Genomic DNA, 18,991 nt, shown 5'->3' on the forward strand with positions numbered 1-18,991 from the left:
GAACACGGCCCGCTCTTTGCTTTGCGGCGGTATCGAGCGAATCGCATGGTGGATACGATGCCAGTGCTCAGGGAGCGCAGTGCTCGAACGGCCGCTCGCGCCGCGGCGGCCGGTGAGGGAAGCGAGGAAGGGCCTTCATGGGGCGTCGGCTGGTGCCGCTCACGCTGGACAACCTCCAGGACCTTCCCCAGCGCTGCCGCTCTTGTGTTTTCTGGGAGCTGGACCCCGTGAGCGGTGAGGCGGCGATCAAGGACGGCAAGGCAGCCGGGGAGAAGGAATCCTGGATCTCCGCCGTCCTGCTCGACTGGGGCTCCTGCGGCCGTGTGGTCTACGTCGATGACGCACCGGTGGGCCATGTGCTCTACGCTCCTCCCGCCTATGTCCCGCGCTCGGCCGCCTTCCCCACGAGCCCGGTCTCACCGGACGCCGTCCAGCTGATCACGGCCTTCGTCAAGCCCGGCTACCAGGGACAGGGGCTCGGCCGGGTGCTGGTGCAGACGGTCGCCAAGGATCTGCTGCGCCGGGGCTTCAAGGCCATAGAGGCGTTCGGGGACGCGCGCTGGAAGGAGCCCGCCTGTCTGCTGCCGGCAGACCATCTCCTGGCCGTCGGCTTCAAGACGGTACGGCAGCATCCCGTGCATCCCCGGCTGCGGCTGGAGCTGCGATCGACGCTCTCCTGGAAGGAAGACGTCGAGATGGCGATCGACCGGCTGTTGGGCGCGGTCCAGAAGGAACCGGCGCTGCGGCCGCTCTAGCCTCTCGTGTGGATCATGCCGGGCTCGCGGGTCCTGGCACCGCGTCTGCCGTCGTGGTGCGTCAGGGGGCGGATACGAACGAAGGGGCCGACCCGTGGAGGTCGGCCCCTTCATGTTTCACGTGAAACATCACTCGGCGAGGAAGTCCTCGAGGTCGCGGACGATCGCGGCCTTGGGCTTGGCGCCGACGATGGTCTTGGCGACCTCGCCACCCTGGTAGACGTTCAGGGTCGGGATGGACATGACGCCGTACTTGGCGGCCGTGGCCGGGTTCTCGTCGATGTTGAGCTTGACGATCTCGATCTTGTCGCCGTGCTCGGCCGCGATCGCCTCCAGGGAGGGGGCGATCTGACGGCACGGACCGCACCAGGCGGCCCAGAAGTCCACCAGGACGGGCTTGTCGTTCTTGAGGACGTCCTCGTCGAAGGAGGCGTCGGTCACGTTCTTCAGGGCGGCCACGCTGGGCTCCTTAGCTTGATCGTGGGGCGGGGAGGGGGAGAAAGCTGAGAGGCGCGTCAGACCGCGGCGGTCTTCTCGGGCTCGGCCTGGTCCTCGTCCGCGAGAGAGGCGAGGAAGCGCTCGGCGTCCAGAGCGGCGGAGCAGCCGGTGCCGGCCGCGGTGATCGCCTGACGGTAGGTGTGGTCGACCACGTCACCGGCGGCGAAGACACCGGTCACATTGGTGCGGGTGGAGGGGGAGGCGACCTTCAGGTAGCCCTCCTCGTCGAGGTCCAGCTGGCCCTTGAACAGTTCGGTGCGCGGGTCGTGGCCGATCGCGATGAACAGACCGGTCACCGGCAGCTCGGACAGCTCGCCGCTCTTGAGGTTGCGCAGCTTCAGGCCGGAGAGCTTCTGCTCGCCCTGGATCTCGGCGACCTCGCTGTCCCACACGAACTTGATCTTCGGGTCGCCGAAGGCGCGCTCCTGCATCGCCTTGGAGGCGCGCAGCGTGTCCCGGCGGTGGACGATCGTCACCGACTTGGCGAAGCGCGAGAGGAAGGTGGCCTCCTCCATCGCGGTGTCGCCGCCGCCGATCACGGCGATGTCCTGGTCCTTGAAGAAGAACCCGTCGCAGGTGGCGCACCAGGAGACACCGCGGCCGGACAGCGCGTCCTCGTTCGGGAGGCCGAGCTTGCGGTGCTGGGAGCCGGTGGTGACGATGACGGCCTTGGCCTTGTGCACCGTGCCCGCGGTGTCCGTGACGGTCTTGATCTCCCCGGTGAGGTCGACCGAGACGATGTCGTCCGGGATCAGCTCGGCACCGAAGCGCTCGGCCTGCGCCCGCATGTTGTCCATGAGGTCGGGGCCCATGATGCCGTCACGGAAGCCCGGGAAGTTCTCCACCTCGGTGGTGTTCATCAGCGCGCCACCGGCGGTGACGGCGCCCTCGAACACCAGGGGCTTCAGCGATGCGCGCGCGGTGTACAGCGCCGACGTATAGCCTGCGGGCCCGGAGCCGATGATGATCACGTTACGGACATCGCTCACGGCTAGATTCCTCGTCTCTGGTCTGCGTCAGTCGACCGGGGGAAGTCCCTTCCGGAGCTCCCACCCCACCCAACGGATCCTACGGGGCGCGCATTCCCACTGTGTCCGGGCACACGCGTGCGGGGGACGGCCGGCCACGGCTCGGGCTTCAGGGACGGGCGACGGGCTGCTTCAGCAGAACCTTGCCGGCGGAGACGGGCTGCTGTCCGACACAGGCGGCGTCGACCACATAGGCCGTGACGCGTGCGTTGTCCCGGGGGTCGGGAAGGACGACGAGATAGGCGCTCTTCCCGGCGTAGGTACCGGTCTTCGCGGCCAGGGCCTGCCCACCCCCGGGGACCGCCTGTCGGACGCACTCGGGGACCGCGACCTGGGGCTGGAGGAGCGTGTGCGCGCTCTCGCTCGTCTGCGGGGTGTTCTGCCCGGAACGCTGCCGCTGGCCGTCCTCCTGCTGAGGGCTCTTCTTCGTGCTCAGCAGATCCCGCACCTGGTTCTGGACGCTGCTTCCGGAGAACGCGCCGGCGGCCGCGCTCGGCTTGCCCCTGGCCGTCGTGGAGGAGGTGTTGCCGCCCAGCGACTGGAGCACCAGTGCGCCGGCCCCCAGGACGGCGGCGGCGAGCACACCGCCCAGCACGAAGGCCCTGCGACGGCGGCCGGGCCCGTGCTTCTTCCGGCCCGGCCCGGTCGCGGCCTGCGGGCGGCCGGCGGGGCGATCGACGGGACGGCCGACGGGGTCATCGACGGGACCGTCGGCCGGACCGGCGGTTCCGTACTCGCCGGGCGTCGATGTTTCACGTGAAACATGGCCGGTGGGGTCCGGCCGGGAAGCGTCCAGCAGCGCCTCGGCGGCCAGGGCGGCGTCGATGCGCTGGGCCACGTCGACCGGCATGGGCTCCGGCGCCTGTGCGGATCCCAGCAGTCCCCGGATCTCCTCCAGCGAGGCGTAGGTGTCCGCGCACAGCTCGCAGGCGCCCAGATGGCGTCGTACGTCCGTGCCGCGCCCGGGCGGGAGAAGCCCCTCGGCAAGGTCGGAGATCTCGGTGACGTCCGGGTGCCCGGCCGTGTCCGTCGTCGATGTCACGCTCGCCCACCTCCGCCCTTCGCTACGGCTGAATCGGTCGGTTCCGGGAGACTCGCGTCGGAAGCCCCCGCTGCCGATGGGACGGATGTCCCTTCCACCCGGTTCCGGCCAGAACTGTTTTCTTCCGTCCCATGGCCCTCTTCCGTGCGGCGGCCGGGGCGTAGGTGGGTGAGCAGGGGCAGCAGCCGGGCCCTGCCCCGGGCGCACCGGCTCTTCACGGTGCCCGTCGGCACATCGAGGATCCGGGCCGCCTCGGCGACCGGGTAGCCCTGCATGTCCACGAGGACCAGCGCGGCCCGCTGCTCCGGCGCCAGGGTGCCCATCGCCTCGATGAGCTGGCGGTGCAGATCATTGCGCTCGGCCGGCGCGGACGCGGACTCGTGCGGCTCCAGCAGCTGTTCCAGCCGCTCGGTGTCGTCCACCGGGGCGGTCTTGCGCGAGGCCGCCTTGCGGGCGCGGTCCAGGCAGGCGTTCACCGTGATCCGGTGCAGCCAGGTCGTCACGGCCGACTGGCCCCGGAAGGTGTGCGCGGCCCGGTAGGCCGACACCAGGGCGTCCTGTACCGCGTCGGCGGCTTCCTCGCGGTCCCTCAGCGTGCGCATCGCGACGGCCCAGAGCCGGTCCCGGTGCCGCCGTACGAGCTCTCCGAAGGCGTCGGGGTCGCCCTGCACATGGCGGGCGAGCAGCTCCTGGTCGCTCACCCCGTCGTATCCGGCGTCCTGCGCCATCTGCCCCCTCCGGTCCGGGTGAGACGTCAGCCCGTGAACTGCACTTCGCCGATGGCCTGCTTGTACCCCGCCCTGGAGTACAGCGTGGAGTCGTAGCCGGAGTTCGGCAGCGCGGTCAGCCAGACGAGGACGTACCGCGTCTTCAGCTGCTTGGTGACCTTCACGGTAGCGGTGGTGCCCGTGGTGGTGACCGTGCCGATCCGGGTCATCGAGTCCAGCGACGGCGGGGTCAGCGAGTCCGCGGCGTACAGCTCGACCGTGGTGTGGTCGCCGCCGTAGCGCAGGCTGAGCGTGGCCGTGTCGAGCGAGGTGGCCGAGCCGAGGTCGTAGACGATGCCGACACCCGGCTTCAACGGCGCGATGGGCGGACCGTCGTTGAAGGACTTGGTCTTCCAGTAGGTCGACGGATTGCCGTCGTACGTCTTGGCGACACTGTCGGCGCTCTGGGGATCCCCCTCGGCGACGAACTCCTGGCCGCCCTGGATCTTTATCGGTGCCGGCGGCTGCTTGCCGGTCTTGTCACCGCCGTCCGTGGTGCGGCTCTTGTTGGTGTCGTTGGACTTGCCGCCCTGATCCATCAGGGCGTCCGCCAACTGCCAGCTGCCCAGGCCGAGAGCGGCGATGAGAAGGGCGGAGACCGCCCACTTCAGCGCCTTGCCGGTACGGCTCTGCAACGGGGGCGGCGGAGCCACGATCGGCTGGGCGGCGCCGGGGTGCGGCGCCGGACGGCCGTAGGTGCCCTGCTGATAGGTCGTGCGCTGGTACTCGGGCGGGGTGGTGAACGCGGGCTCCGGCGGGCGGATGCGCGGCATCTCGCCGATCGCCTTCACCAGCTCCTCCGGCGTGGTGCACGGCGCCTCGTGCCGGGACGCGGTGGCCCCGTCGTTGGCGAGCGCCCGCATGGCCAGCTCGGACAGACCGCGGTGGATGCCGGCCCGCACCTGGTCCGGTGCGACGAGGCCGACGTCCTTGGGCAGGCCCGACAGGCCGTAGGCATCGTCCTCGTAGGGCCAGCGCTGGGTCAGCGCCGCGTACAGCAGGGCGCCGATCGCCTCGGTGTCGGTGCGCTGCGGGGTGTCGGAGCTGACGCCGCGCAGCGCGGCGTTCACCGCGAGGCCGCGGATACGCCACTGGCCGGTCGAGGTGCGCAGCACCGCATTGGGGTTCAGCCGCAGATGGGCGAGGCCCTCACGGTGCGCGGCGGCCATGGCGGAGGCCACCTGACTGACCATCTGGTACGCGTCGTGCGGCTCCAGCGGTCCGGCCGTGAGCAGCGTCGTCAGCTCGGTGGCGTCGGGCAGCCATTCGTGGACGACGTAGACGAGGTCGTTCTCCTCGACGGCGTCGAGGACCTGGACGAAGCGCGGATCGCCGAGCAGCGCGGAGGACCGGGCCGCGGCGAGGACCGAACGGGCCCGTGCGTGGTTTGCCGGCAGGATATGGACGCCGACGGCGCGGCGCAGTTTCTCGTCGACCGCACGCCAGCTGCTGAATCCGTCCAGTCGGGTGACGCACTCCTCCAGCCGGTAGCGTCTGGCGAGTTTGTGACCGCTGTGCAGTTCGGGCGGCGCGGTGTGCCTGAGAGAGCCCTCTGCGGCGTTCCCCTGCCCCTCGCTGCCGTCCGTGTCCCGCTCCGGGTTCTTGGCCACCCCGTCGGCCGTGGACTGGTCCGCCTTCGCGGTCAGCGACTGCTCGCCGCTGTTGTCTGCCACGTCGACGGCAGCCGTGCTCCGTTCCGCCACCGTCGTCCCTGCCTCCCCATCCGTTGCACGCTGTCCGACGCCAAAACCAATTGTGCCCACAGTCCGCCGCTATGCACGACACACGGCGGCGGACGATGGTTGTGCGCGTACCCCTGCCTCAGCGGCCCAGACGCCCGCGCACCATACCCACGAGCGAGTTGAGTTCGTCGATCCGCATCCGGCGGGCGGCGACGAAGAAGACACCGAACAGTACGGCCCCGCCGACGAACAGCGCCGCGAAGGAGCCGATGGCGCCCTGGCCGAGAGTGTGCCCGATGCCGTAGCAGGCCGCGCCGCTGAGCAGGGCCGCCGGTACCGAGGCGATGCACAGCCGGGCGTACGTCCGCAGCACCCGGGCGCCGTCCAGGTCGCCGCCGAGGCGCTTGCGCAGCCGCCGCCAGGCGACGATGACGCCGATGGCGTAGGCGATGCCGTACGCGGCCGCCATGCCGGCGACCGCCCAGCGGGCCGGCAGCAGGACGTAGCACAGGGCCGAGGCGCCCGCGTTGACCGCGGCGACGATGACCGTGTTGTAGAAGGGGGTGCGGGTGTCTTCATAGGCGTAGAAGGCGCGTAGGACGACGTACTGCACCGAGAACGGGATCAGGCCGAGGCCGAAGGCCATCAGCATGTAGCCCATGTTGGTGGCCGAGCCGGTGCCCGAGCTGCCGAAGATCAGGGTGCACATCGGGATGCCCAGCGCCACGAAGCCGAAGGCGACCGGGACGATGGCGACCGCGGTGGTCCGCAGGCCCTGCGAGATGTCGTCGCGCACCGCGCCGCCGTCGCCCTCGGAGGCCGAGCGGGAGATGCGCGGCAGCAGGGCGGCCATCAGGGAGACCGTGATGATCGCCTGCGGCAGGCCCCAGATCAGCTGGGCGTTGGCGTAGGCGGCGAACCCGGTGCCCGAGATGCCGGAGTCCTTGCCGGCCGCGGTGGAGAGCTGGGTGACGATCATGGCGCCGGCCTGGTTGGCGAGCACGAACAGGAACGTCCACTTGGCGAGCGCCGCCGCCTTGCCCAGACCGTGGCCGCGCCAGTCGAACCGCGGCCGGATCCGGAACCCGGTCTCGCGCAGATAGGGGATCATCGCCAGCGCCTGCACGACCAGGCCGAGCAGCACACCGACGCCGAGCAGGCGCTGACCCTGCGGCGGGATGTTGGTGACCGTCATGTGGGAGTGGGAGGCGGTGCCGTAGACCCAGATGAACATGCCCAGCGACACGATGATGACGATGTTGTTCAGGACCGGGGTCCACATCATGGCGCCGAACTTGCCGCGCGCGTTGAGGACCTGACCCATCACCACATGGATGCCCATGAAGAAGATCGAGGGCAGGAAGTAGCGGGTGAAGGTGACCGCGACCTCGTTGGCCGCCGGGTTGCTGGCGACCGGGTTGGAGATCATGCGGACCAGCAGGGGCGCCGCGAACATCGCGAGCGCGGTCAGCGCCGCCAGCGCCACCATCACGAGGGTCAGCAGGCGGTTGGCGAACGCCTCGCCGCCGTCCTCGTCCTCCTTCATCGAGCGGACCAGCTGCGGCACGAAGACCGAGTTGAGGCCGCCGCCGACGGTGAGGATGTAGATCATGGTCGGCAGCTGGTAGGCGACCTGGAAGGAGTCGCCGAGGAAGCCGAGGCCGAGCGCGGAGACGATCAGCGCGGAGCGGACGAAGCCGGTGAGCCGGGAGACCAGGGTGCCGGCCGCCATGACGGCGCTGGACTTCATCAGCCCGCCGACCTTGCCGCCCTTCTTGGCGGGGGCGGCGGTCGCCACCGAGGCCACGGGCGCCATGACCGTATCGGCCGGCCCTGACCCGGTCGGGACGCCGGGAACCGGGGCACCGACCGGTGCGGCCACCGGGGGCTGCGCCGGGTTCTGGGCGGAGACGTAGGGTGCGGCGGGCCCGGCCGGGTATCCCTGCCCGGCGTACGGATTCTGCTGCTGTGCCTGCTGTGCCTGCTGTGCCTGCTGCGCCTGGTGGCCGTAGGCCGGCGGGTACTGGCCGCCGGACGGGGCGCCCATGGCCGGCGCGGCGGCCGGTCCCGGGACGCCCGGGGGGTCCATCGGCGTGTGCCCGCCGCTCTGCTGCTGGTCCTTGAAGAGATGCGCGAACGCGTCCGGCTCGTGGTACTCCTCGCCGGAGTTCGAGACCAGGTCGTCCACGCCCACGAACTGGGTGGTGCGCGGGTCGTCGCCGTAGGGCAGCTGGGGCGCCGTGCCGTCCGGCTCGGGCGCCGGGGTCTGCGCCCACACCCGCGGGTCGGGCGCGTACGGCGACGGGGCGGGCTGCCCGTACAGCGGCTGCTCGTAGGTGCCCGGGGGCGGCGGGGGGTGCGCGGCGCGGTCGTAGAGCGCCTCGGCGACCGGGTCCTGGGCGGTCAGATCGTGTGCCCGGTAGGGATCCTGGTCGTAGGCGTCCTGGAGGTACATGTCCGCCGCTTGCTGCGGCGGCACCTGGCCGGGCTCGGGCGGCGTCTCGGGGTAGCCCGAGCCGGCCGCGCCCTGGCCGCGGTCACCGTCGTACGGCGCGTTCATGCCTTACCCCACCTCATCGTCCCAGGCCCACCGGCCACGACATCGCTCAACGGTCCACTCTCTCACCCGTCCCGGACGGGTCGGTGCTTTCCGGTGCGGTGTCCGGCTCAGGGTCACTCGGCTGCTCCGGGTCGTCTGTCCCCGCGGCGGAGTCGGGCTCCTCCGGGAGACGATCCCCGGGCGCGTCGGGGTTCCCCGGCTCGTCGGAGTGCTCCCCCGCCGTGCCCTCGCCGCCCTCTCCGGCCTGGCGGGCGGCCGCGCGCTTGCGCTGGGTGTACATCCGGAAGCCGGCGAGGACGAGGAGCAGCACACCGCCGCCGATGACCAGCATCACCGTGGGGGTGACCTCGGTGACCTTCACATCGAAGCTGACGGGGGCGCCGTACTCCTGGCCGTCCTCGGTGTACAGCTGGGCGATCACCGTGGCCCGGCCGTTGGCGTTGGCCGAGGTGGTGAACTTCACCGACTGGGCGTGGCCGCCGGCGATGTCGACGGACTGCTCGTAGTACGCCTTGCCGCCGATCTTCAGTCGGGTCGGCTGGGTCGAGGTGAGGCGCAGCACCAGATGGCCGACCGGCTGGACGAGGTTGTTCTGAACGGTCACCGGGATGGTCGCGCTGCGTCCGGAGAGCTTGGTCTCGGACTTGTCGATCAGCCTGACCTGCCCGGCCAGATCGTCCAGCCATGCCTCGACGCCGCTGCGGAAGCCGTCGCCGTCCCCGCTCTGGCCCCGCCACGACGTGGCCATCCCGCGGTTTATGGCCCGCCCGAACGGCGTGACCACGCGGGACTGGTCGGAGAGGATCACCTGGAAGTCGTCGAGCTTGTCCTGGGTCCGGGCGATCTGCTGGAAGGCCGAGGCCGGGAGCTCCTGCCGGCGCAGATACGTGGGGTAGGCGGAGGTCGACGGGATGCGCGTGGTGGCGCTCGGGTCGGGCTTGGCCTTGGCCGCCGCCGTCAGATCCTGCGCCTGGGACCAGGTGCCGCCCTGGAGCGCCCGCACGGCCGCGGCCATCGCCTTCGCCTGGGCCGCCGTGGGCAGGCGCTGCGGGGCGACGACGATGCTGCGCTGCTGGTCCGTCTGCGCGTTGATCTCAAGGCTCTGGGCCAGGAACTCCTGCACGGCGAGCGTGCCCGAGCCCGCCTTCGTCAGATCGCCCTCGAAGGCCGTGGACAGCGTGGCGTCGGCCACGACCGCCGTGGTGCCGCCGCCGACCGGACGGGCGGCGGAGGGCGTGTACGACAGCCCGGCCGTCTCCTGGAGGCTGTCGCTGCGGGCGATCACCCGGTCCGCGCCGGCGGAGGTCGCGACCCTCATGATCGACGGGTCCACGGCGCCGTTCACCGGCCACGCGTAATCGGTGCTCGGTGTGACGTGGAGCACGGTCTTCACGGTGGTGGCGGCGACGTCGGTGGCGTCCTTGAGGTGGCTGAGGGAGCCGGTGACGCTGGTGCCCCGGTGCGCGAGGGAGGCGAGGTCGGGGTCGGCGAAGGGCAGCGCGACGACCTCCTTGCCCACCACCGCCTTCTGGAGGTTCGCCAGCCACTGCTTGGCGAGCGCCTGGTGCTCCTTGGGGCCCGCGACCGTGGTGTCGCCGTCCCCCTGGAGCCGGTAGTTGCCCGATGCCATGGCGTCCACGGAGGCCAGCAGGTCCGGGTCGATCACCCAGGTGACGTCCAGGTCCTTGCCGAGGCTGACCATCTGGTCCAGCCGGCCGCCCGGCGCGAGCTCCTTGGCCAGGTCGTCGTTGCGGAAGACCGGCGTCTGGAGCTCACCGGCGCCCGTCTTGGCCGTCATGTGGACGCTGGACAGCAGCGGCCACATGACCGTCGTCCTGGTCTTGGTGTCGGCGTCGGACGGCTGCCACGGCAGAAACGTCCGCTGCACGCCGAGCACCTGCTGCCAGGGCTGGGCGGAGGTCTGCCCGGACAGGGCGACCCCGAACTCGTAGACACCGTCCGCACCGAGGTCGAGCTTGTCCATCGGCACGGAGATGCTGAAGTGCTCGGCGACGCCCGGCGCCAGCTCGGCGAACTTCTGCGCGTACTTGTCCCCGACCTCGGAGCCGCCGACGCCCTGGATCTCGTCGGGGTGCTCGGCCACGTCGTTGATCCCGGAGCGGGTGTTCAGCATCGGGCCGACCCGCAGACCCACGTGGGCGCCGGTGACGGCCTGCTTGCCGTTGTTCGTCACCGTGCCGGAGACGGTGAGGGTGTCGCCGTCCGCGGGGGCATTGGGGCTCATCGAGTCCAGGGAGACGGACACCGGGTCCCCGGTGGCGGAGGCGGCGGCCGCCGGTGCGGCGGCGGGCAGCTGGAGCAGCCCGGCCAGCAGGGGCGCGCCGGCGAGCAGGGCTCCGGTGCGCCGCAGCCATCGGCGCGCGGGTGAGGCACTGGTCCCCTGGAAGTCAGCCGCCTCGGCCACGCGCTCGCCCGTCCCTCGTCGTCGTCTCAGTGGTCGTCGGAATGTGCGTCCCCGCATGGTAACGATGTGCGCCGAGCGGAAGTGCCACGGACCAGGTCACAAGATCGTTGGACGGAGACGACCCGTCCGCTATATCCAGTATCGAGGGGAGAGGGGCCGTACGCCGCAAGAGCTGGGCTTGCACGGGTATGCCGGAAGCCGTCCGCGGCCCGCTGCGGGCCGGGTCCCGGGCCGCCTGGGGGCGCCCCGGAGCGCCCGGGGCACGTACCCTCTTCTGTTGTGCCGAACCCCAACGAAGACACTCCCTCCGCCCTGAGCCAGGCCCAGCAGCGCGCGGTCACCGAGCTGCTGCGGGTGGCGCCGGTCGCCGACGATCTCGCCCGCCGATTCCAGGAGGCGGGGTTCTCCCTCGCCCTGGTCGGCGGGTCGGTGCGCGACGCACTGCTCGGCCGGCTCGGCAATGATCTGGACTTCACCACCGATGCCCGTCCCGAGGACGTGCTGAAGATCGTCCGGCCCTGGGCCGACGCGGTCTGGGAGGTGGGGATCGCCTTCGGCACCGTCGGCGCGCACAAGGGCGCCCGGGTCGGGGACACCGACATGACCTTCCAGATCGAGATCACGACCTACCGGTCGGAGGCGTACGACCGCACCTCGCGCAAGCCCGAGGTCTCCTACGGCGACTCCATCGAGCAGGATCTGGTCCGCCGGGACTTCACGGTCAACGCGATGGCCGTGGCCCTGCCGGAGAAGGAGTTCGTCGATCCGTACGGCGGTCTGGTGGACCTCGCGGCCCGTGTGCTGCGGACGCCGGGCACACCGGAGGAGTCCTTCTCGGACGATCCGCTGCGGATGATGCGGGCCGCCCGGTTCGCCGCCCAGCTGGACTTCGAGGTCGCCCCCGAGGTCGTCGCCGCCATGACGGACATGGCCGGGCGCATCGAGATCGTCTCCGCGGAACGGGTCCGGGACGAGCTGAACAAGCTGATCCTCTCGGACCACCCGCGCAAGGGACTGACCCTGCTCGTCGACACCGGGCTCGCCGACCATGTGCTGCCCGAGCTGCCGGCGCTGCGCCTGGAGAGCGACGAGCACCACCGGCACAAGGACGTCTACGAGCACACGCTGATCGTTCTGGAGCAGGCGATGGCGCTGGAGGAGGACGGCCCCGACCTCGCGCTGCGGCTGTCCGCGCTGCTGCACGACATCGGCAAGCCGCGCACCCGCCGCTTCGAGAAGGACGGCCGGGTCTCCTTCCACCACCACGAGGTGGTCGGCGCCAAGATGACCAAGAAGCGCATGACCGCCCTGAAGTACTCCAACGAGCTGGTGAAGGACGTCTCACGACTGGTCGAACTTCATCTGCGCTTCCACGGCTACGGCACCGGGGAGTGGACGGACTCGGCGGTCCGCCGCTACGTCCGTGACGCGGGCCCGCTGCTGGACCGCCTGCACAAGCTGACCCGCTCGGACTGCACCACCCGGAACAAGCGGAGGGCGTCTGCGCTGTCCCGGGCCTACGACGGCCTGGAGGAGCGCATCGGCCAGCTCCAGGAGCAGGAGGAGCTGGACTCGATCCGCCCGGACCTCGACGGCAACCAGATCATGGAGATCCTGGGCGTCACTCCCGGCCCGGTGATCGGCAAGGCGTACAAGCACCTGCTGGAGCTGCGGCTGGAGAACGGCCCGATGGAGCACGAGGCCGCGGTGGCCGCGCTCAAGGAGTGGTGGGCCGGACAGGAGTGAGGGCGTTGCCCGGTCGATGTTTCACGTGAAACATCCGCCGGGCCGACCGCACCGAGGGTCGATGTTTCACGTGAAACATCGACCCTCCTTCTTTCTCGCCGCTCCCCGCAGCAGCCGTTCGAAGTACGCCAGCAGCACGGCGACGAACGCGTAGATCACGGCGACGAGGACGACCAGCAGCGGCGATCTGCCGTCCGGCGGGAGCATCAGGGCCCCCACCCCGGCCGCGCCGACGAAGGCCACATTGAAGAGGACGTCGTAGACGGAGAAGATCCGCCCGCGAAAACCGTCGTCCACCCAGGACTGGACGATGGTGTCGGTCGCGATCTTGGCGCCCTGGGTGATCAGCCCCAGCACGAAGGCCGCGACGAGCAGCGGTCCGGTGGCGAACGGCAGACCGAGTGCGGGTTCCAGCACCGCGGCCGCCGCCGAGCACACCACGATCCAGCGCAGCGGTCCCAGCCGTCCGGCCGCCCAGGGGGTCACCGCGGCCGCCACGAAGAACCCGGCGCCGGACAGAGCCAGCGCCAGACCGAGCAGCCGCAGCCCTTCCTCGGGTCCGGACGAGAGGGTGTAGCGGCACAGCATGAGCAGCAGGACGAGGAGCGCGCCGTAGCAGAAGCGCATCAGCGTCATCGAGGCCAGTGCCCAGGCCGCCGCCCTGCGGCGGGGCGCGGCCAGATGCCGGATCGCGGCGAGCAGATCGCGAGCCGTGGCGGCGAGCGCGGTCGCCAGGTGCGGTTGCAGCTGCTGCCGGTCGGGCCCGAGAAGGGCGGGCGCCATGCTCAGGGAGACCACTCCCGCGCACAGATAGAGCAGGGCGCCCAGGAGCACCACCGCGGCGTCGGAGCCCGAGGACAGCAGCCGTACCGCGAACGCGAGCCCGCCCCCGGCGGTCGCGGCGAGCGTGCCGGCCGTCGGGGACAGCGAGTTGGCGATCACCAGGCGCTCGGTGTCGACCACGCGGGGCAGGGCCGCGGACAGCCCGGCGAGGATGAAGCGGTTGACGGCCGTGACACACAGCGCCGAGACGTAGAAGAGCCAGGCGGGGGCGTCGCCCGCCATCAGCACGGCGGTGCCGAGGGCCAGCAGGGCGCGCAGCAGATTGCCGTGGACGAACACCTGGCGGCGCTGCCAGCGGTCCAGCAGGACGCCCGCGAAGGGGCCGACGAGTGAATAGGGGAGAAGCAGCACCGCCATCGCCGAGGCGATCGCGGCCGCCGAGGTCTGCTTCTCCGGGGAGAAGACGACATAGGCGGCGAGCGCGACCTGGTAGACGCCGTCGGCGCCCTGGGACAGCAGGCGGACGTACAGCAGGCGCCGGAAGTACCGCAGGCGCAGCAGGACGCGCAGGTCACGGACGACGGGCATGGGGCACAGCCTCACATATGCGGAAGGTCCCCGGGTCGGGACCCGGGGACCTTCACAGCCCTGGCAGGAGCGATTTTTGTACGAGCGGCTCCCCGTGGGGCGGTGCCGAGCTCTAGCGCTCGACGTCGCCGCGGATGAACTTCTCGACGTTCTCGCGGGCCTCGTCGTCGAAGTACTGCACCGGCGGGGACTTCATGAAGTACGAGGACGCCGAGAGGATCGGGCCGCCGACGCCGCGGTCCTTGGCGATCTTCGCGGCACGCAGGGCGTCGATGATGACACCGGCGGAGTTCGGGGAGTCCCAGACCTCGAGCTTGTACTCCAGGTTCAGCGGGACGTCGCCGAAGGCGCGGCCCTCGAGGCGGACGTACGCCCACTTGCGGTCGTCCAGCCAGGCCACGTAGTCGGACGGGCCGATGTGGACGTTCTTCTCGCCGAGGTCCCGGTCGGGGATCTGGGAGGTGACGGCCTGCGTCTTGGAGATCTTCTTGGACTCCAGGCGCTCGCGCTCGAGCATGTTCTTGAAGTCCATGTTGCCGCCGACGTTCAGCTGCATCGTGCGGTCCAGGACGACACCGCGGTCCTCGAACAGCTTCGCCATGACGCGGTGCGTGATGGTGGCGCCGACCTGGGACTTGATGTCGTCACCGACGATCGGCACGCCGGCCTCGGTGAACTTGTCCGCCCACTCCTTGGTACCGGCGATGAAGACCGGGAGGGCGTTGACGAAGGCGACCTTGGCGTCGATGGCGCACTGGGCGTAGAACTTCGCCGCGTCCTCGGAGCCGACCGGCAGGTAGCAGACCAGAACGTCGACCTGCTTGTCCTTCAGGATCTGGACGACGTCGACCGGCTCGGCCTCCGACTCCTCGATGGTCAGGCGGTAGTACTTGCCCAGGCCGTCGAGGGTGTGGCCGCGCTGCACGGTGACGCCGGTGTTCGGGACGTCGCAGATCTTGATGGTGTTGTTCTCGGAGGCGCCGATCGCGTCCGCGAGGTCGAGGCCGACCTTCTTGGCGTCCACGTCGAACGCGGCCACGAACTCGATGTCGCGCACGTGGTACTCACCGAACTGCACGTGCATCAGGCCGGGCACCTTGGTCGCCGCGTCGGCGTCCTTGTAGTACTCGACTCCCTGCACCAGCGACGCGGCGCAGTTGCCCACGCCGACGACGGCTACGCGAACCGAACCCATTCCGGTTGCTCCCTGTGTGTACGAGTGAGGCCCTGACTGGGACTCACGTGGCGGTGTCGCCGGGCGGATCCGTCCGGGAGGTGCTCCCGGGACGGGGCAGGCCGCCCGTCGATCCAGTGGTGGTGTCCTGTTGAGCGGGCCCCCCGGACGAGGGACTTCTCAGGTCCCGTCCGGCTCGCTCGCTCTCGATGAGCTCGTTCAGCCAGCGCACTTCGCGCTCCACGGACTCCATACCGTGGCGCTGGAGCTCGAGTGTGTAGTCGTCCAGGCGCTCCCGCGTCCGGGTCAGGGAGGCGCGCATCTTCTCCAGGCGCTCCTCCAGCCGGCTGCGCCGGCCCTCCAGTACGCGCATGCGCACATCGCGCGAGGTCTGCCCGAAGAAGGCGAACCGTGCGGCGAAGTGCTCGTCCTCGTACGCGTCGGGACCGGTCTGCGAGAGCAGTTCCTCGAAGTGCTCCTTACCTTCCGCCGTCAACCGGTAGACGATCTTGGCGCGGCGTCCGGTGAGGGGAGCGGCGAGGGCGTCCTCGTGGGTGTTGCCCGGCTCCTCGGTCAACCAGCCGCTCGCGGCCAGCGTCTTGAGGCAGGGATACAGGGTCCCGTAGCTGAAAGCGCGGAACACACCCAGGGACGTGTTGAGTCGTTTACGCAGCTCGTAACCGTGCATAGGGGACTCGCGCAGCAGGCCGAGCACGGCGAACTCGAGAATGCCGGAGCGCCGGCTCATCGTCGCCTCCTCCCGGCCCACGGCTCCCACCGCAGGTCTCCCAGTGCCTTCTCAGCGTCTTTATCTCGCGCTGATGTATCGACTCGATACATCACGACGATAGAACGGCGTCACGCGTGCGACAAGAGGGACGATGGTGAACGGGATCACATAACCGATTCGTAGGAGGCAACTTGCCTGGTTTGGGGTGAACTTCGGGGCTCGGCAGGTTTTGGCGGTGCGTAGTCTGTGCGGCATGCAGACCACCGGGAACCATGCGACGCCTGGGGGGCGTCGTCGTCCCCGGTGCAGTACGGGTGAATGCGCGACCGACCACATCCGTACGTCGGGGGGACCGGAAACCAGCCGCCAGTCCAGGCGCGCAAGGGTGCGCCTGCCCGAGGAGTAATCGTTCGATGAGCGAGCACCGTCGCAAACCGCCGCAGCCGCAGGGAGGCGGACGTGCCGCGGCCCGACGCGGCCAGCCCGGTTCGTCCCCCGGCCGCCGCGCGGCACCGCGAGGCGCCAGCGGATCGCCTGCCGACTCTCCGGGAGACGAGGGGCGGTCGCTCGGCGGCCGCGCCGAGGCCCGGCGCGCGGCCCAGAGAAGCAGTGGTGGGCGCCGCAGAGCCGAGCCCGCAGGCGGTGGTCGCCGCGGTGGTCCCGGCGGTCCCTCCGGACCCGGCCGCGGCCGGGGGCGCCCGGCCCCGTCCGGCAAGAAGCGGATCATCGACTATCCCCGCGCGGACAAGTACGGGTGGCACCGGTGGGTGCCGTCCTGGAAGCTCGTGTCGGGCATCTTCATCGGCTTCGTCGGCTGCATCGTGGCCGTCGCCGGCCTCGGGTACGCGATGGTGAGCGTCCCCGTCGTGGCCAAGACCGCGCGGGCGCAGAACAACGTCTACTACTGGTCCGACGGATCGGTGATGGTCGCGACCGGAGGCGAGACCAACCGGCAGATCATCAACTACGAGGACATCCCCAAGGAGATGCGGTACGCCGTCATCTCCCAGGAGAACAAGACCTTCGAGACCGACAGCGGCGTGGACCCGTCGGGCATCGCCCGAGCGGTCTTCAACATGGCCCGGGGCGGTCAGACCCAGGGTGGTTCGACGATCACCCAGCAGTACGTCAAGAACGCCATGCTCGACGACCAGTCGCAGACCCTCTCCCGCAAGTTCAAGGAGATCTTCGTCGCGATCAAGGTGGGCACCAATGTGCCCAAGCCGGAGATCATGGCCGGATACCTGAACTCGGCGTACTTCGGCCGCGGCGCTTACGGCATCCAGGCCGCCTCGCGCGCGTACTTCAACATCGACGCCAAGAACCTCAACCCCGGCCAGTGCGCCTTCCTCGCGGCGATGCTGAAGGGTGCCACGTACTACGACCCGGCCGGCGCGACCTCGCTCGACCCCGGTGCCACGGCCCAGGCGAACCAGAAGCGCGCTCTCGGGCAGATGCAGGACACCCTCGACAAGATGGTCCAGTACGGCCATCTGAGCGCCGCCGAGCGGGCCAAATACACCACGCTCCCCCACTCGCAGAACCCGCGGTCGAACAGCCGGCTCAGCGGCCAGGTCGGTTACCTGGTCGACCTCGCCAAGTCGTACCTGATCAACAACAGCGACAAGACCCATGTCACCGCGGACGACCTGCAGCGGGGCGGCTACCGGATCCGCACGACCTTCGACAAGAAGAAGGTCGGCGCACTGGAAGCCGCGGTCAAGAAGGTCCAGAAAACGAACATCAAGCCCAAGGAACGTCCGAAGTACGACAGCTACGTCCAGTTCGGCGGGGCCTCGGTCGAGCCGAAGACGGGCGCCATCAGGGCCATCTACGGCGGTGAGGACGCGACCAAGCACTTCACCGACAACGCCGACTCGACCGGCGCCCAGGTGGGTTCGACGTTCAAGCCCTTCGTGCTGGCCGCCTCGATGAAGTGGGGGGTGCGCGACCCGCACGGACCGCCGAACCAGGGCCCGGACCAGCGCACGATTGCCTCGCCCAAGAGCCTGTACAGCGGGAAGAACCAGCTCAAGATCGAGAAATACGACCACACCGTCTGGACGGACAAGGACGGCAAGGAGTGGCTCCAGACCAACGACGGCGACGAGTCCACCGGTGACGCGCCGGACTACAAGATCGACCTGCGTACGGCGATGCAGTTCTCGGTCAACTCCGCCTATGTGCAGCTCGGCATGGACGTGGGCCTGGACAAGGTCGAGCAGTCCGCGCTGGCCGCCGGCCTCCTGAAGGGCAGCCTGGCCAGCTCCAACTACCCGTCCTTCTCTATCGGCACCTCCGACCCGAGCGCCATCCGCATGGCCGGGGCCTACGGCACCTTCGCCAACAGCGGGCAGCAGAACGATCCGTACTCCGTCGACAAGGTCGAGAGCAAGGACGGGGTCGTCTACGAGCACGAGGTGAAGTCGAAGGACGCGTACCCGGCGAACGTGGCGAACAACGTCACCGACGTCCTGCGGACCGTGGTCGACAAGGGCACGGGTACCAACGCCCGGCTGCCCGGACGTGAGGTGGCCGGCAAGACCGGTACCACCGACGGCAACAAGTCGGCCTGGTTCGTCGGCTACACCCCGCAGCTGTCCACCGCGATCAGCATGTTCCGCCTGGACGACAACGCGAACAACAAGCAGCGCTCGTTCCTGGAGATGTACGGAACGGGCGGCCAGAAGCAGATCCACGGCGCCTCGTTCCCGTCGGAGATCTTCCACGACTACATGACCCAGGCGCTTCAGGGTCAGCCGGTGCTGACGTTCCCGACGCCCGAGCCCATCGGCGTCGCGCTGAACCCCGAGCCGAGCCCGACGCCGACCCCGTCGACCTCGCCGAGCCCGTCCACGAGCCCGTCCACGAGCCCGTCGCCGAGCACCAGCGTCTCCCCGAGCCCGACGAACAGCCAGACCTGCGGCTTCTTCGGCTGCACCGACGGCGGCAACGGCAACGGCGGTGACAACGGCACCGGTGCCGGCGGGAACGGCAACGGCGGCACGGACGGCGGGCCGACGCCCTCGACGACGGCCACCGATCCCAATGCCGACGGCGGCACGCGGGGCAATGGAAACGGCAACGGCAATGGCAACGGGGGCACCATCTGGGGACCGGCGGGCTAGCCCGCTCGGTCCGACCGGTTGGCGGCCATATCGCCCGCCCTGCCTGTTTCACGTGAAACATGAGGCCGCCGCACCCACCGGGTGC

The 18,991-nt window shown here is 70.0% G+C and carries 13 protein-coding genes; 3 read left to right on the plus strand and 10 right to left on the minus strand.

Annotated elements, in window-relative coordinates; translation table 11 throughout:
• Positions 1-137 precede the first annotated feature (137 nt).
• Positions 138-755 carry a GNAT family N-acetyltransferase gene (locus tag GHR20_RS18280; protein ID WP_153813779.1) on the plus strand — a complete coding sequence of 206 codons (618 nt, stop codon included), beginning with the start codon at positions 138-140 and terminating at the stop codon, positions 753-755.
• Between the two features lie 129 nt (positions 756-884).
• On the opposite strand, the gene trxA is transcribed toward GHR20_RS18280, so the two are convergent.
• The 7 genes from trxA to GHR20_RS18315 form a co-directional block, all read right to left on the minus strand.
• The gene (gene trxA / locus GHR20_RS18285) at positions 885-1,214 is read right to left on the minus strand and encodes a thioredoxin (protein WP_153813780.1); all 330 of its coding nucleotides are present in this window, start codon (positions 1,212-1,214) and stop codon (positions 885-887) included.
• Between the two features lie 56 nt (positions 1,215-1,270).
• On the minus strand, positions 1,271-2,242 hold the full coding sequence (trxB, locus tag GHR20_RS18290; RefSeq protein WP_111585695.1) for a thioredoxin-disulfide reductase: 972 nt from the start codon (positions 2,240-2,242) through the stop codon (positions 1,271-1,273).
• Between the two features lie 148 nt (positions 2,243-2,390).
• Positions 2,391-3,323 carry a hypothetical protein gene (locus tag GHR20_RS18295; protein ID WP_153813781.1) on the minus strand — a complete coding sequence of 311 codons (933 nt, stop codon included), beginning with the start codon at positions 3,321-3,323 and terminating at the stop codon, positions 2,391-2,393.
• Positions 3,320-4,051, minus strand: a complete 732-nt coding sequence (sigM, locus tag GHR20_RS18300; RefSeq protein WP_153813782.1) for an RNA polymerase sigma factor SigM — start codon at positions 4,049-4,051, stop codon at positions 3,320-3,322. Before sigM ends, GHR20_RS18295 begins: the two co-directional genes overlap by 4 nt.
• A gap of 26 nt (positions 4,052-4,077) precedes the next feature.
• On the minus strand, positions 4,078-5,793 hold the full coding sequence (locus tag GHR20_RS18305) for a protein kinase family protein (protein ID WP_153813783.1): 1,716 nt from the start codon (positions 5,791-5,793) through the stop codon (positions 4,078-4,080).
• A 118-nt stretch (positions 5,794-5,911) separates the two neighbouring features.
• Positions 5,912-8,332 carry a murein biosynthesis integral membrane protein MurJ gene (murJ, locus tag GHR20_RS18310; RefSeq protein WP_153813784.1) on the minus strand — a complete coding sequence of 807 codons (2,421 nt, stop codon included), beginning with the start codon at positions 8,330-8,332 and terminating at the stop codon, positions 5,912-5,914.
• 46 nt (positions 8,333-8,378) lie between these two features.
• A complete protein-coding gene (locus GHR20_RS18315) occupies positions 8,379-10,757 on the minus strand; it encodes a DUF6049 family protein (RefSeq protein WP_153813785.1) in 2,379 nt (792 codons plus the stop codon).
• A 279-nt stretch (positions 10,758-11,036) separates the two neighbouring features.
• Between GHR20_RS18315 and GHR20_RS18320 the strand changes: the two genes are divergently transcribed.
• Positions 11,037-12,503, plus strand: coding sequence for a CCA tRNA nucleotidyltransferase (locus GHR20_RS18320; RefSeq protein WP_153813786.1), 1,467 nt, complete (start codon positions 11,037-11,039; stop codon positions 12,501-12,503).
• Between the two features lie 66 nt (positions 12,504-12,569).
• On the opposite strand, the gene GHR20_RS18325 is transcribed toward GHR20_RS18320, so the two are convergent.
• The 3 genes from GHR20_RS18325 to GHR20_RS18335 form a co-directional block, all read right to left on the minus strand.
• The gene (locus tag GHR20_RS18325) at positions 12,570-13,874 is read right to left on the minus strand and encodes an MFS transporter (protein WP_153813787.1); all 1,305 of its coding nucleotides are present in this window, start codon (positions 13,872-13,874) and stop codon (positions 12,570-12,572) included.
• Between the two features lie 112 nt (positions 13,875-13,986).
• Complete coding sequence (locus GHR20_RS18330; protein ID WP_111585703.1) at positions 13,987-15,069, minus strand: inositol-3-phosphate synthase; 1,083 nt, start codon at positions 15,067-15,069, stop codon at positions 13,987-13,989.
• Positions 15,070-15,112: 43 nt separating this feature from the next.
• A complete protein-coding gene (locus GHR20_RS18335) occupies positions 15,113-15,796 on the minus strand; it encodes a PadR family transcriptional regulator (protein ID WP_111585704.1) in 684 nt (227 codons plus the stop codon).
• Positions 15,797-16,191: 395 nt separating this feature from the next.
• On the opposite strand from GHR20_RS18335, the gene GHR20_RS18340 reads away from it, so the two are divergent.
• Positions 16,192-18,906: a transglycosylase domain-containing protein gene (locus GHR20_RS18340; RefSeq protein ID WP_153813788.1), complete on the plus strand. Its 2,715-nt coding sequence runs from the start codon at positions 16,192-16,194 to the stop codon at positions 18,904-18,906.
• Positions 18,907-18,991 lie beyond the last annotated feature (85 nt).

This window comes from Streptomyces sp. SUK 48, from assembly GCF_009650765.1.
Classification (GTDB): domain Bacteria; phylum Actinomycetota; class Actinomycetes; order Streptomycetales; family Streptomycetaceae; genus Streptomyces.

Bases quoted from the DNA above. Each gene is read 5' to 3' on its own strand.
- GHR20_RS18335 (WP_111585704.1), bottom strand. From the start codon at position 15,796: ATGAGCCGGCGCTCCGGCATTCTCGAGTTCGCCGTGCTCGGCCTGCTG.
- GHR20_RS18330 (WP_111585703.1), bottom strand. From the start codon at position 15,069: ATGGGTTCGGTTCGCGTAGCCGTCGTCGGCGTGGGCAACTGCGCCGCG.
- murJ (WP_153813784.1), bottom strand. From the start codon at position 8,332: ATGAACGCGCCGTACGACGGTGACCGCGGCCAGGGCGCGGCCGGCTCG.
- GHR20_RS18280 (WP_153813779.1), top strand. From the start codon at position 138: ATGGGGCGTCGGCTGGTGCCGCTCACGCTGGACAACCTCCAGGACCTT.
- sigM (WP_153813782.1), bottom strand. From the start codon at position 4,051: ATGGCGCAGGACGCCGGATACGACGGGGTGAGCGACCAGGAGCTGCTC.
- GHR20_RS18340 (WP_153813788.1), top strand. From the start codon at position 16,192: ATGAGCGAGCACCGTCGCAAACCGCCGCAGCCGCAGGGAGGCGGACGT.
- GHR20_RS18325 (WP_153813787.1), bottom strand. From the start codon at position 13,874: ATGCCCGTCGTCCGTGACCTGCGCGTCCTGCTGCGCCTGCGGTACTTC.